The 13,627-nt window shown below is 43.2% G+C and carries 12 protein-coding genes; 8 read left to right on the top strand and 4 right to left on the bottom strand.

Annotation, left to right across the window (positions count from 1 at the left end; translation table 11 throughout):
* Positions 1–274: 274 nt before the first annotated feature.
* The 3 genes from purF to H6G76_RS20710 form a co-directional block, all read right to left on the bottom strand.
* Positions 275–1,771: an amidophosphoribosyltransferase gene (purF, locus tag H6G76_RS20720; protein WP_190704836.1), complete on the bottom strand. Its 1,497-nt coding sequence runs from the start codon at positions 1,769–1,771 to the stop codon at positions 275–277.
* Positions 1,772–1,940: 169 nt separating this feature from the next.
* Positions 1,941–4,301: a phosphoribosylformylglycinamidine synthase subunit PurL gene (gene purL / locus H6G76_RS20715; protein WP_190704833.1), complete on the bottom strand. Its 2,361-nt coding sequence runs from the start codon at positions 4,299–4,301 to the stop codon at positions 1,941–1,943.
* A gap of 521 nt (positions 4,302–4,822) precedes the next feature.
* Positions 4,823–5,308: an allophycocyanin subunit alpha-B gene (locus H6G76_RS20710; RefSeq protein WP_190704829.1), complete on the bottom strand. Its 486-nt coding sequence runs from the start codon at positions 5,306–5,308 to the stop codon at positions 4,823–4,825.
* Positions 5,309–5,466: 158 nt separating this feature from the next.
* On the opposite strand from H6G76_RS20710, the gene rlmD reads away from it, so the two are divergent.
* From rlmD to H6G76_RS20690, 4 genes are all read left to right on the top strand, one after another.
* Complete coding sequence (gene rlmD, locus H6G76_RS20705) at positions 5,467–6,840, top strand: 23S rRNA (uracil(1939)-C(5))-methyltransferase RlmD (RefSeq protein ID WP_190704827.1); 1,374 nt, start codon at positions 5,467–5,469, stop codon at positions 6,838–6,840.
* A gap of 422 nt (positions 6,841–7,262) precedes the next feature.
* Entirely contained in the window at positions 7,263–7,715 is a 453-nt protein-coding gene (locus H6G76_RS20700; protein ID WP_190704823.1) for an ATP-binding protein, read from the top strand.
* Positions 7,716–7,995: 280 nt separating this feature from the next.
* Complete coding sequence (locus H6G76_RS20695) at positions 7,996–9,438, top strand: gas vesicle protein GvpD (protein WP_190704820.1); 1,443 nt, start codon at positions 7,996–7,998, stop codon at positions 9,436–9,438.
* A 73-nt stretch (positions 9,439–9,511) separates the two neighbouring features.
* A complete protein-coding gene (locus H6G76_RS20690) occupies positions 9,512–10,630 on the top strand; it encodes a HAMP domain-containing sensor histidine kinase (RefSeq protein WP_190704817.1) in 1,119 nt (372 codons plus the stop codon).
* A 62-nt stretch (positions 10,631–10,692) separates the two neighbouring features.
* Here the strand turns inward: H6G76_RS20690 and H6G76_RS20685 are convergent, their stop codons facing one another.
* Complete coding sequence (locus H6G76_RS20685; RefSeq protein ID WP_190704814.1) at positions 10,693–11,004, bottom strand: DUF6439 family protein; 312 nt, start codon at positions 11,002–11,004, stop codon at positions 10,693–10,695.
* Positions 11,005–11,057: 53 nt separating this feature from the next.
* Here H6G76_RS20685 and H6G76_RS20680 point away from each other — a divergent pair, with 53 nt between their 5' ends.
* The 4 genes from H6G76_RS20680 to H6G76_RS20665 are packed head-to-tail and all read left to right on the top strand — an operon-like array spanning position 11,058 to position 13,501.
* Positions 11,058–11,426, top strand: a complete 369-nt coding sequence (locus tag H6G76_RS20680) for a hypothetical protein (RefSeq protein ID WP_190704812.1) — start codon at positions 11,058–11,060, stop codon at positions 11,424–11,426.
* A gap of 2 nt (positions 11,427–11,428) precedes the next feature.
* Positions 11,429–12,820, top strand: coding sequence for an asparagine--tRNA ligase (asnS, locus tag H6G76_RS20675; protein WP_190704810.1), 1,392 nt, complete (start codon positions 11,429–11,431; stop codon positions 12,818–12,820).
* A 16-nt stretch (positions 12,821–12,836) separates the two neighbouring features.
* Positions 12,837–13,160 (top strand): DUF2281 domain-containing protein, encoded by a 324-nt coding sequence (locus H6G76_RS20670; RefSeq protein WP_242056476.1) that lies wholly within the window; start codon positions 12,837–12,839, stop codon positions 13,158–13,160.
* Positions 13,154–13,501, top strand: a complete 348-nt coding sequence (locus tag H6G76_RS20665; RefSeq protein ID WP_190704808.1) for a type II toxin-antitoxin system PemK/MazF family toxin — start codon at positions 13,154–13,156, stop codon at positions 13,499–13,501. Before H6G76_RS20670 ends, H6G76_RS20665 begins: the two co-directional genes overlap by 7 nt.
* Positions 13,502–13,627 lie beyond the last annotated feature (126 nt).

Genomic DNA, 13,627 nt, shown 5'->3' with positions numbered 1-13,627 from the left:
CTACCACTATTTGGTTATTTGTTCATCAGTCTACATTCCGCCCTATCAAGTGGCACAGTCTAGAATTTCAATATAATCGGATAAAATTAAAAGTCAACCAAATTAAGATTTGTAGCAGATAGAGTAGCGATCGCCATTTTCAAGGTGCAGGGGATAATGTATGAGAATTCCTTTTATTTGATATAACTTATTCCTATTGAAAATATCCGACTACTAAAGCAATTGTTACTTTAATAGCCGGATATTTCATTAGGTAAATTTTAAAATTACAGCACTAGACAACTACTCGCTCTAAAACTAACTTAGAACGCTTAACTTGTTCGGGAATACCCACTGGGTAATCCCCAGTAAAGCAGGCAGAACAAAAACTATTAGGATCTTCTCCCGTTGCTGCAAGCATTCCTTTCCAACTGAGATAGGCGAGGGTATCTACTTCTAACTGTTGGGCAATTTCTTCAACAGACTTGGTAGCAGCAATTAGTTGATCTTGCGTATCGGTATCAATGCCGTAAAAGCAAGGGTGAGTTACAGGCGGTGAAGAAATTCGCATATGAACTTCGGCTGCACCTGCGTCACGTAAAGCTTTGACTAATTTTCGGCTGGTAGTTCCCCGCACAATCGAATCATCTACAATTACTACTCGTTTACCCGCCAGTACATCTTTGAGGGGGTTGAGTTTCATACGGATACCTGACTCGCGCATAGTTTGGGTTGGCTGAATAAAGGTTCGCCCTACGTAGCGATTTTTAATCAGTCCCTCACCATAGGCCACACCTGAAGCTTGAGAAAAACCAATCGCAGCAGGTATACCAGAATCAGGTACACCAAAAACAATATCGGCTTCGACAGCAGATTCAGCAGCGAGTTGCCGTCCTAAGCGCATTCGATAGCTATATAAACTTTCGTTATGCATAACGCTATCGGGACGCGCAAAGTAAATCATCTCAAATATGCACAGTTTACGTTGCGGTTTTTGACTCCAGTGGAAAGAAGCTAAACCTTCGTCAGTAATCCAGACTAATTCACCTGGTTCTACATCTCGGAGATATTCAGCACCAATAATGTCTAAGCCGCAAGTTTCCGAAGATAATACATAACGAACTGGATTAGTACCTACAGTTCCAATCACCAAAGGACGAATACCGTTGGTGTCGCGGGTTCCCATCACCCCAATTGGTGTACCAATGACTAAACTAAAGGCTCCTTGACAACGATGAAAAGCTTTAGTTGCACCTTCTAACCAGTCTGCACCAGCGTTGATTGCTTCGGCGATCGCAAAGGCAATCATTTCTGAGTCGGTGGTAGTGACTAAGTTAAAATTGCTCTGGATTAATTCTTCCCGCAGCTGTGTTGTATTGACAAGATTGCCGTTATGTGCTAAAGCAACGGAACCTAAACGAGTTTCAACCACAGCAGGCTGGGCGTTAACTTTGCGACTAGAACCAGTAGTGGAATAACGGGTGTGACCGACGGCTAGATTCCCTGGCAACTCTGCTAAAACAGACTCGTTGAATACTTGAGACACCAAGCCCATATCTTTGTGTAGATGGACTTTTGTCCCCTCAAAAGTGGCAATCCCAGCTGATTCTTGACCCCGATGCTGGAGGGCATACAATCCAAAGTAGGTTAGTTTAGCAACATCTTCTCCTGGTGCATAGATACCAAAGACACCGCAAGCTTCTTCTGGCTTATCAGGACGCTCTTGACTATTGGTAGAGTTGTGAATTTGTTCGGGGTATTCATCCGAAGTGACGGAATGGATGGGAATCATGCTGGCTTTGCTCCTGGTTGGGGTGTCAAGTCACTGGGATTATATTTGTGGGTGGTTATCTATTCTTAACAAATCTTTAACCACTTATTAAAACAGTACCGTAAGAAGTAGGAAGTATGAAGGGTGAAGTGTGAAATTTTAGACTTCAGCCTCCAGACTTCAGACTTTTTTAGGTTGTGGTATATGCTGCTAGACGGTTAGCGATCGCATTATTGTAGCGACCCTTCATATCTTCAATACTAACTGCGATTAAGGTTTGGTTATCAGTAGTTAAAACCGTCAACCCTGCATCGAAATTATTAACCATGCCTAGTGTTTGCCATTCTTGACCAAGATGTTCTTGTAAGTAGGATTCCCAAATTTCTTGGTGTTCTGAACTCACAGAAACTATAATTCTTGCCCCAGCCTCGCCAAACAGCACTTCATCAAGACGTTGTAATTGGTTTGGAGAGATTTCTAATTTCACCTCTGCACCCAAATTGCCAGCTATCGAAGATTCTGCCAAAGCTACAGCCAATCCGCCCTCTGCACAATCGTGGGCTGAACGTACCCAACCCGCGCGAATCCCTTCACGGCAAACCTGTTGCACACGGCGTTCTAAGTCATAGTTAACGCGGGGTGGTTTGCCAGCCACAGTGTTGTGGATAGTGGCTAAATATTCTGATGCTCCTAATTCAACTTTGGATTGTACGGTTAACCCTAATAAATAAATTACATCGCCACTTGCTTGCCAAGCTTGACCACAAATTTTGGTGAAATCAGGAATTAAACCGACCATTCCCACCACAGGGGTGGGATAAATTGGTTGGGGGTTGCCTTGGGAATCGAGAGTTTCGTTGTAGAGAGAGACATTACCGCCTGTGACTGGTGTAGATAATTCTTGACAACCTGCTGCTAAACCTCGACAAGCTTCGGCTAATTGCCAGTAGCCAATGGGTTTTTCGGGACTGCCAAAATTCAGGTTATCAGTGACAGCTAAAGGTTCTGCACCCACACAGCTAAGATTGCGTGCTGCTTCTGCAACTACCGCCTTAGCACCTTCATAGGGATCAAGGTAAACATAACGGGGATTGCAATCTACTGTAGCCGCCACAGCCGATTTATAAGTCTTCCCCTGCTCCCCTGCTCCCCTGCTCCCTTGCCCTTCTAGCGGACGCAAACGGACTACAGCCGCATCTGCACCGCCTGGAAGAACGACAGTATTATTTTGTACCTGATGATCGTACTGACGGTATACCCAATTTTTAGAGGCGATCGTTGGTGTATAGAGTAAAGTCAATAAAATATCATTCCAACTGTGGCTACCGATACCCTCTGTTGTGCAAGCAGGCAAAGCATCGGCTGTCCATGACCAAGCTTGACGGGCATATTCTGGTGGTTCGGCTAATAACTCACGCTCGTAAAGTGGCGTATTTTCTGCCAAAGCATCAGCCGGAATTTCGGCAGCAATTTTACCCCGGAATAAAATTCTGACGATGGGTTCAGCAATTACTGTACCAGCCACCACAGCATGAAGTCCCCAACGGTGGAAAATATCGATTAATTCCTGTTCCCGACCTTTGTAGGCAACAAACAGCATCCGTTCTTGAGATTCCGATAGCAAATATTCATAGGGAACCATCCCTGTTTCTCGCACCGGAATCTTATCTAAATCTAGTTCGATCCCGACACCGCCTTTAGCTGCCATTTCTGAGGTGGAACAGGTGATACCTGCTGCACCCATATCTTGGGCGGCGACAACTGCACCTGTTTTAAACGCTTCTAGACAAGCTTCAATCAATGACTTTTCTAAAAATGGGTCGCCGACTTGCACCGCCGGACGGTCATCCATTGACGCATCACTTAATTCTGCACTGGCAAAGCTTGCGCCACCCATCCCATCACGTCCTGTGGTCGAACCGACATACAACACAGGATTACCTAAACCGGATGCCCCAGATTTAACGATTTCTGACGTTTCCATCAATCCCAACGCCATCACGTTAACTAAGGGATTTCCGGCATAAGCAGGGTCAAAGTAAACTTCACCGCCAATGGTGGGTACGCCAACACAGTTACCATAATGGCTGATCCCAGCCACTACACCATTGAATAGCCTTTGAGTTTTAGGGTCATCTAGAGAACCAAAACGCAGGGAGTTTAATAAAGCAATGGGACGCGCACCCATTGTAAAAATATCTCTGAGGATACCACCGACACCTGTAGCGGCTCCTTGGAAGGGTTCGACGGCGGAGGGATGGTTATGAGATTCAATCTTAAATGCCAGTTGTAATCCTTCACCGAGGTCAACAACTCCAGCATTTTCACCAGGGCCGACAAGAATACGTGGCCCTGTAGTGGGAAACTGTTTAAGTAAGGGTCGGGAATTTTTGTAGCAGCAATGTTCTGACCACATCACCCCAAACATTCCCAGTTCTGCTTTGTTAGGATGACGACCTAAACGTCGCACAATTTCTGCGTATTCTTCTGGCTTCAGACCTTCGGAGGCAATTTCTTGGGGAGAAAACGGATCTTTAGGGGTGGTGGTCATGGGAGTAATGCACCAAGTGGACAGAAGACTATTTTATAGTCAATAGTCGTTTGTCATTGGTCATTTGAGCTTTGTTTTTCTGCTTTTCGATATCTGTAATCACTTACTTAAGTAGATTCCGCTCGATATTAACACCTAAGTGACGACAATCACATAAATCCATGATTGAGATCGTCCCACTTCAATTGCTCCATTGGCATAATTACAGATAACTGAACTCTAGCCGAGTCATTAATAGGGAACACACTAATCGCCGACAGCTTAAATGAAAGACTGTCGGCTTTTTGTATCTAGGGGAGTGGGGAGTGTGTGAAGGTGTAGGGAAAGAATAACTAATGACCAATGACCAATAAACAAAATTTCCCCACAGTTGGTTGATAGCTTGACACTGAGACTGCCACAGCCACTACCAATTGTGGGGAGGTATGATCAAATTAGAGATCTTATCTTGAGAGTGCTAACACTCTGCACTCACTTTATTAGAGCGAAAGCCGTAGCTCAACAAGTACAACTTACTGGGATTAAGACATCGCTTGGATGATGTAATCAAAGTATGGTGCTGCTGCTGCTGTGTCTTCTGCACTTAACAAATCAAGGGAAGCTTTTTTCAGACAATTGATAGCTTCCACCATTCCAGGGACGGGAACACCAAGAGAGTTGTACATTTCCCGTACACCAATTATACCAATTTTTTCAATTGGCTCTTTGTCACCAGCAAGTACGCCATAGGTAATTAGACGTAGGTACCAGCCAAAGTCACGGATGCACAGAGCGCGTTGGCGTTCACCGTAGGCGTTACCCCCAGGTGCGATAAAATCAGGTCGCTTTTGCCAAAGTTGCTTGGTGGCTTCCTGAACTATCTTTTTTTCATTTTCAGCAAAGGTCGCAGCAATGCGCGTCCTTTGCTCGCCAGTTTGCAAAAATTCTTTGATACTTTTGAGTTCGCCACTGCTGGGATAACGCAGTTCGTCGTCGGCTTTGAGAATAACTTGGCTAATTACAGTCATGATTATTGTAATCACGAGAAATATTATTTGCTAGTTTAACGAGTTGGAGGTACACAGGGGAAGGGAGTAGGGAATAGGGAGTGGGGAATGGGGGAAAAAAGGATGAAGTGTGAAATTAAACTTCAATCTCTTGACAAATGACCATTGACTAACAACAAATGACTAATATTTGGAAACAGGGTGAATTAATTGAAGTAGCGATCGCTGACCTCAGCGATACTGGTGATGGTGTCGGTCGTTATGAGGAGCGTGTGGTATTTGTACCGGATACTGTACCAGGCGATCGCATCCAGGTACGCTTATTACACGTTAAGCCGAAATATGCTCATGGCAAACTCGTGCAGCTATTACATCCATCACCGCACCGCATACGACCAAGTTGTATTGTGGCTGATAAGTGCGGTGGTTGTCAGTGGCAGCATATTGACTACCAATATCAGCTAGAAGCTAAACGCAATCAAGTTATCCAAGCTTTACAGCGCATCGGTGGTTTTACTGCACCACCCGTAGATCCTGTATTGACATCTGTCTCACCTTTGGGATACCGCAACAAAGCGACTTATCCTTTCAGTATTTCTGCTACTGGACAAGTACAGGCGGGGTACTACCAAAAAGGAAGTCACCATTTAGTGAACTTAAATCAATGTCCTGTACAAGATTCTCGATTAAACCCCATGCTGGCTGAGGTTAAGCAAGATATTCAAAAGCGCGGCTGGAAGATTTACGATGAGCAACGACACAAAGGTCAAATTCGTCATTTAGGTTTACGTATCGGTCGCCGGACTGGGGAAATTTTGTTGACTTTGGTAGTTACTGACTGGAAGTTAGCAGGAATTACTGAACAAGCCGAGGAATGGTTGCAGCGATATCCTCAATTAGTGGGAGTTTCTCTAAATCGTAACGCTGAACGGACAAATGCCATCTTCGGTGCAGAAACTCGCCCTATTGCAGGTGTTCCTTATCTCAAAGAAAAATTTGCGGGATTAGAATTTCAAGTCCGCCCAGATACTTTTTTCCAGGTTTCAACGGAAACAGCCGAAGCACTGTTAGAGGTAATTCAGTCAGAAATCAAGCTACAAGGGCATGAGGTGTTAGTTGACGCTTATTGTGGGATTGGAACTTTAACTCTGCCTTTAGCCAAGCAAGTGCGTCAAGCTGTGGGACTGGAAGTGCAAGCCGAAGCCGTAGAACAGGCAATTTTGAATGCCGAACACAACAGTATAAATAACGTTACATTCCAAGTCGGTGCGGTAGAGAATTTACTGCCACAAATGGGAATAATACCAGAAGTAGTAATACTAGATCCGCCACGTAAAGGTTGCGATCGCACTGTCATCGATTCATTACGGCAATCGAAACCTGCTCGCATCGTTTACGTCAGCTGTAAAGTAGCTACTCTCGCCCGCGACCTCAAATTATTATGTGAAGGAGGAATCTACGCACTTTCACGTATACAACCTGCTGATTTTTTTCCCCAAACATCTCATGTGGAAGCTGCTGCCTTTCTTGTGTTATCACATTTAGATAAGTAATACTGAGTCTTCATAAAAAACTCAAATTTCAAATTTGTAGTCTAGTGCATCAGAAAAATGCTAAAATCGAATTAACTTAAACATAGAAACAATTTTGTTAAAATCATTAAAGTTGCATAGACTCTCAATACTCAACTTATGAATAAGATTGTTTGAAGTAAGTATCGGCAATACAAAAGTCATCCTAATGTTTCTCCAAACTATCAGCAACTTAAAAGATGCTGATTCAAATCTTAGATTTTTAAGAGCCGTTTTATGTATCAGCAATTGAACTTCATAAATAGAGTCGATGCTCCCTAGCATTTTCAAAACGTAGTATAAAAGACGCAAGTTTGAAGGCAGCATGACCACCTCAAATATTGTCAGGGTGCGTTTCCAAGCAAACTGATGTCTGGCTAACTGAAAGCTACGGGGTTTCTCTTGTGATTAGTATTTCGCTTCGTCCAGTTGGACGCTATTGGGGTACACTTAGTTTTGCCTCAACACTCTATCTTTGTCCTATATTAGATTTATTGTTGGCAGAGATTCCAGCAAAATTACAAGCAGAACTGCGGCTAGGTCTTCAAGAAGCCTTAGTAAATGCCGCAAAACATGGCAATAATCTTGATCCTAGTAAACGCGTTGTAGTGCGTTTTTCGTTAATAGATAATCAGTATTGGTGGGTGATCTCCGATCAAGGTAAAGGCTTTACTCCAGCACCTACGCTTGATGAAGATGATCCCACTGATTATCTCCCACCTGATGAGTCAGAAAGCGGCCGGGGTTTGTGTCTACTGCATCAAATTTTTGACCAAGTAGAATGGGGCCGCAAAGGTACAGAATTAAGGCTGTGTAAACAAATGGAAAATCGCCCCCGCTTGTCTTTAAGGCGATGAAATGAAGTATGAAGTGTGAAGGAAGTATCTAGACTTTGGGTAGCTTCCCGGACTCCACATTTTTGTAGAACAAGCAATTGTTTTATTGATGAGTGATCGCTAGAACTTAATTTTGATGACTATCAGGACGAAGTGAGTTTTTTATAGTGATGTGATGTTATTCTGATTTTCGTGAATGCAAGCGAACTTCCTAGCTGTTGAGCGGTGCTTAAAACCAATGCAGTAGAAAGACAACGCTATGCTGCGTTTGAGTTATTAAACAAAGGAAAACTGTTCGCAAATGTCCGAAAATCGTTTGTCTTCGGGAATTTCGGGTTTAGACGAAGTTCTTTGTGGCGGTTATGTACCACATCGTGCCTACTTAATCCGGGGTGGCCCAGGGGTTGGTAAAACAACACTAGGAATGCATTTCTTAACAGCAGGGGCAATAAACGGCGAACGGGTTTTGTTCATCACGCTAGCAGAAACCGTCACACAATTGAAGCGAACTGCCGAAGGACTAGAATTTGACCTAGAAGGTGTCTCCTTTCTTGACCTTAGCCCCACGCCCGAATTTTTTACCCAAATTCAGACTTATGATATTTTCTCACCAGCTGAGGTAGAACGCGAACCCACAACCAACCGAATTACAGAACAGTTGGAAACTCTTAAGCCGCAGCGTATTTTTATTGATTCGATGACGCAGTTTCGCTACCTGGCAAGCGATCCCTTTCAGTTTCGCAAGCAAGTACTGTCATTTCTAAGATTTTTGGTAGAGCAAGGTGCAACTGTTTTATTCACCTCAGAGAGCAGTCAAGAAGCACCCGACGATGATTTACAGTTCATGAGTGATGGCGTAATCAATCTGAACTTTAGCAACAATGAGCGCACACTGTGTATCTCTAAGTTTCGGGGTAGTGATTTTCAAGATGGCGATCATGCAATTCGCTTAACCCGCACGGGAATGCAAATCTTTCCCCGATTAGTTCTTCAAGATTCCGCACGAGATTTTAATACTGAATTAGTTTCCTCTGGCATCCCCGAAATCGACGAGTTGCTGCACGGTGGGATTGAGCGCAGCACGATTACTATTGTTAGCGGCCCTAGTGGCGTGGGTAAAAGCACGTTGGGACTTCAGTTTATGAAAGAGGCCGCCGGACGGGGCGAACGTTCGGTGATCTACATCTTTGAGGAAAGAAAAGAAACGTTGCTGCGCCGTGCTAAAGGGATTAACATTGCCGTTGGTGCGATGCAGGATAAGGGGACACTTTCAGTCGTACAAGTAGAGCCGCTATATTATACACCTGATGAATTTGCTAACCTCGTGCGTCAGGAAATAGAGCAAAAACAGGCGCGGATTGTGATGATTGATAGTGTATCTGGGTATCGGCTTTCGTTGCGCGGCGAAGACTTGATAAGTCACCTTCATCGGCTATGTAAGTATTTGCAAAATATGGGTGTTGCTGTGCTGCTAATTAATGAGATTGAAACAATTACAGGAGAATTCCGCGTTACAGAAATTGGAATTAGCTATCTAGCAGACACAATCATATTTTTGCGCTATTTAGAAATGCAAGGCGAACTGCGGCGAGCAATTGGCGTTCTCAAGAAGCGGATGACAGACTTTGAAAAAACCTTGCGTGAATTTGAAATTAGTCGCTATGGAATCAAGGTCGGCAAGCCACTCACACAGCTGCGAGGCGTGTTGACTGGAGTGCCGGAAATGCTTGGGGATGAATTTTGATAATGTACCTATGTTGATTTAGCCATCAATAAAAAACTTTGGCGACAGTATTGCCAGTTAACAAAAAACAGCGATGAGTCGAATTTTAATAGTTATAAAGCAATCTGAGAATCGTCGCTTGTTAGCAGAGTGGCTGAAAAGATATTACGAGGTGACGATCGCCGATTCAGTTGTACAAGCAGGCAAAACCTTACCGCTCTTAGATGAGCCTTTTGATTTATGCATTCTTGATGGCCCAGCACTAGATCATCTCTGGGAATGGGTGCAAGCCAGAAAATACAAAGAGCAACCAGTTTTTTTGCCCTTTTTGTTAATAACAGCGCGCTCTGATGTCAATCTATTGACAAGGCATTTGTGGCAAACTATCGATGAGCTAATTACAAAACCGCTCGAAAAGCTAGAGTTGCAAGCACGAGTGGAAATGCTGCTGCGATCGCGGCAACTCTCATTACAACTTCAGACTGCGCTAAAGCAAGAACGCGAACTTAAAGAACAAAAATCGCGCTTTGTCTCAATGGTTTCTCATGAATTTCGCAACCCGTTAAATATTATTAATGGTTTTGTTCGTTTGCTACAACAGCGCGACTTCAATAAAGAACAGCAAAATGACTTTTTTCAACGCATCCAAACTGCCGTTACCCGCATGGTTGCCTTGCTGGATGACGTTTTGATCCTGGGAAAATCTGAAGCGAATAGTCTAACATCTAATCCTACTGAGATAGTAATTGAGCCTTTCTGTCGCAAGCTAATTGAAGAAATCAAACTCAGTACAGGCACTAATCACATCATTGATTTTAATTACGTGGATGAATGTGTCACAGTTTACATGGACGAAGCTTTAGTGCGGCACATTTTAACCAATCTCTTGTCTAATGCGATTAAATACTCCGCACCTGATAGCACTGTTCAACTGAGATTGCAATGTCAATCTGAAACTGTGATATTTCAAGTGCAGGATCAAGGCATCGGCATTGCTCCAGCAGACCAAGAACGTTTATTTGAATCCTTTTATCGTGCTAGTAACGTAAGTAAAATTCCGGGAACCGGATTGGGGCTGACGATTGTTAAACAGCTAGTTGAGCAACAAGGCGGAACGATTATGGTAAACAGTGAAATCAATGTTGGCACAACATTCACTGTTACCCTACCCATCAACAGCGAAATTCTGCGCTCAACTTCAAAGCTTGATTAACTTGGCATATACCTATAGCAGGGGATAGGGAATAGGTGACAGGTAACAGAGCAAGAAGTCTTTTATGCTTTAGAGTTCTTATCCCCATGTGTGGGACAGGGTGGAGCAGAAATTGACTTATCTAACCAACCTGTAGCTTGTTCTAAGCGGGCGAGGGCTTCTTGGGGTTGATTTTTGAGGAGAAATACGAGAGCGGCAGCAGCTTGCTCACTAGCGCGAGAATTGCGGTTAGACTTGAGGCGATGCCAATCGTTAGGGGAGATGGTGAGTCTTTCCATGAGGGCTTGCGCTAGTTCCAGTGTGCTAATTTCATTTAGTTGACTGGTTTTAGGCAAAAGATTAATTTCTGATTGCTGGGTGCTGAGAGATTCCATGTCGGTGCCTGTGAACTGTTGGCATTACATTAATCTTAATTTACTACCAGTCAATGAAGCCGCCTAGAAAATCACAGAATTCTTCCAACCAAGAAAATCAAGAACCGGATTTTGAGCAAGAGTTAGCCCAAGTAGAGCGATCGCTTCTATCCTTAAAAGAAAGGTATCACCAAGTAATCTGCGATCAACAGCAAAAGGCACAATGGCAACAACGCCAGCAGGAATTAAAAGATAATCAGCCTCAGACAGCAGAAATTAAAGTCGAGTTAAAGCAAATCCAAAAGCAGTTGGAAGTGCTAGAAATTAATTTAGAAAGCCAGCTATTTTCGTGGCGAAGCCTGAAAAAACCTTTCTGGCAAGCCGTCCGCTTTGGTGGAATGGGCGTTATCATAGGCTGGATATTAAAATCCTGTGCTGGGTAAATATGGTAAATAGACGAATTGCAGAAATATTGCGAAGTGGTCAACCTGATGAGTCTCTTGTAGTTCAAGGCTGGGTAAGAACAAAACGTGACTTGAAAGGGTTTGCTTTTATTGAAGTCAATGACGGTTCATCACTAGCTAATTTGCAAGTTGTCATCAATCAGGATTTGCCAGACTTCGAGGCGATTTTGAAAAAACTGAATACAGGTGCGTCTGTTGAAGTTAACGGCGTACTGGTGGCTTCTCAAGGTAAGGGACAGCGCATTGAGTTGCAAGCCGAGGCGGTGAAAGTCTACGGTGAGGCTGATCCCGAAACATATCCTTTGCAAAAGAAACGCCACTCATTTGAATTTTTACGCACGATTGGACATTTGCGATCGCGCACTAACTCTTTCGGTGCAGTTTTCCGCGTCCGAAACGCTTGTTCTACAGCAATTCACCAATTCTTTCAAGAACGCGACTTTTTGTGGGTACACACCCCAATTATCACCGCTAGCGATTGCGAAGGCGCGGGTGAACTATTTAGTGTCACTAGTTTAGATCTCAAGAATGTTCCGCGAACTGACAACCAAGCTGTAGATTATAGCCAAGACTTTTTTGCTAAACCCACATATTTAACCGTTAGCGGCCAGTTGGAAGCAGAAGTTATGGCGATGGCATTTTCTAACGTCTACACCTTTGGCCCGACATTCCGCGCAGAAAATTCTAACACCTCCCGCCACCTCGCAGAATTTTGGATGGTTGAACCAGAAATGGCATTTTGCGATTTAGACGGTGATATGGATTTAGCCGAGGCGTTTTTGAAACATATTTTTAATTATGTGTTAGAAAAATGCCCTGAAGATATGGAGTTTTTCAACCAGCGCATTGATAATACGGTTTTAGCCACAGCCGAGAATATTATTAACAATCAATTTGAACGCCTTACTTATACCGATGCTATCAAACTGCTAGAGAAAGCTGATGTTAAGTTTGAATATCCTGTAAGTTGGGGCTTAGATTTACAATCAGAACACGAACGCTATCTTGCAGAACAACTGTTTAAAAAGCCTGTAATTGTCACAGATTACCCAGCGCAAATTAAAGCATTTTATATGCGGTTGAACGATGATGAAAACACAGTCCGGGCAATGGATATTCTTGCACCAAAAATTGGTGAAATCATCGGTGGTTCTCAAAGAGAAGAACGTTTAGATGTTCTAGAACGTCGGGTAATAGCGCAAGGTATGAAACCTGAAGATTTGTGGTGGTATTTAGACTTGCGTCGTTTTGGTACTGTGCCTCACGCTGGCTTTGGTTTGGGTTTTGAAAGACTCGTGCAATTTATGACGGGTATGGGTAATATTCGTGATGTGATTCCCTTCCCACGTACACCGCAGAATGCTGAGTTTTAGTAGCAGTATCATGTAAGTGAACACAAGCAAAACCCGCACTAGCGGGTTTTGCTGTTTAGTACAAGCAGCAGAGATTATCCTAGATAAAGAGAAATACATTAAATCAATCATGGATATACAAGAGAAAACAATTGCTAAAATTAGGCTAATGCCAGACTCTTTAGTTCAGGAAGTGAATGATTATATAGACTTCTTATTAATGAAGCACAATGGTAATAATTGGGAGTTGTGGCTTCAGTTTAGCGAATCACTAAACATGGCTGAATCAGATTTTTCCGAATATTTATCTAATTTAGAAGATTACGAAGAGCGTTTAGCACAAGGTGAAGTTCAGTGGTAGATATCGCACGAGGAGATGTAGTGTTGTGCGATTTAAATCCTGTTGTAGGCACAGAACAAGCGGGAATTAGACCTGTGGTTGTAGTGCAAATTGATCGAGCAAATGCTGTTAGCCCTCATACAATTATTGCACCATTCACATCAAAAATTAGACGTACTATTTTACCATCTCATGTGTTTGTACCTGCTGGTGTTGGTGGGTTAAGCCAAGATTCTGTCGTGCTTTGTGAGCAAATTCGGGTTGTGGATCAATCAAGAATTATTAGAATAATTGGTCATTTAGATAAAGAATATTTAGATAACTTAGCAATAGCTTTAAGTACTATTCTTGGTTTAATATAACGTGAGTTCGGCGATATTAAGAACCCTTAAGGGGCTACAAAAAGGGCTAGAATGCAGACAGAATAAGTCTCATAGCTCTTTGACCTTGTTGGTAGAAAGGACGCTTATTAGGACTTAATGTCAATA

It is taken from the genome of Nostoc sp. FACHB-152, from assembly GCF_014697475.1.
In the GTDB taxonomy this organism is placed as follows: Bacteria; Cyanobacteriota; Cyanobacteriia; order Cyanobacteriales; family Nostocaceae; genus Nostoc_B.
The sequence above is the reverse complement of the archived record's forward strand: the minus strand, read 5'-3'. Positions and strand labels throughout refer to the sequence as shown.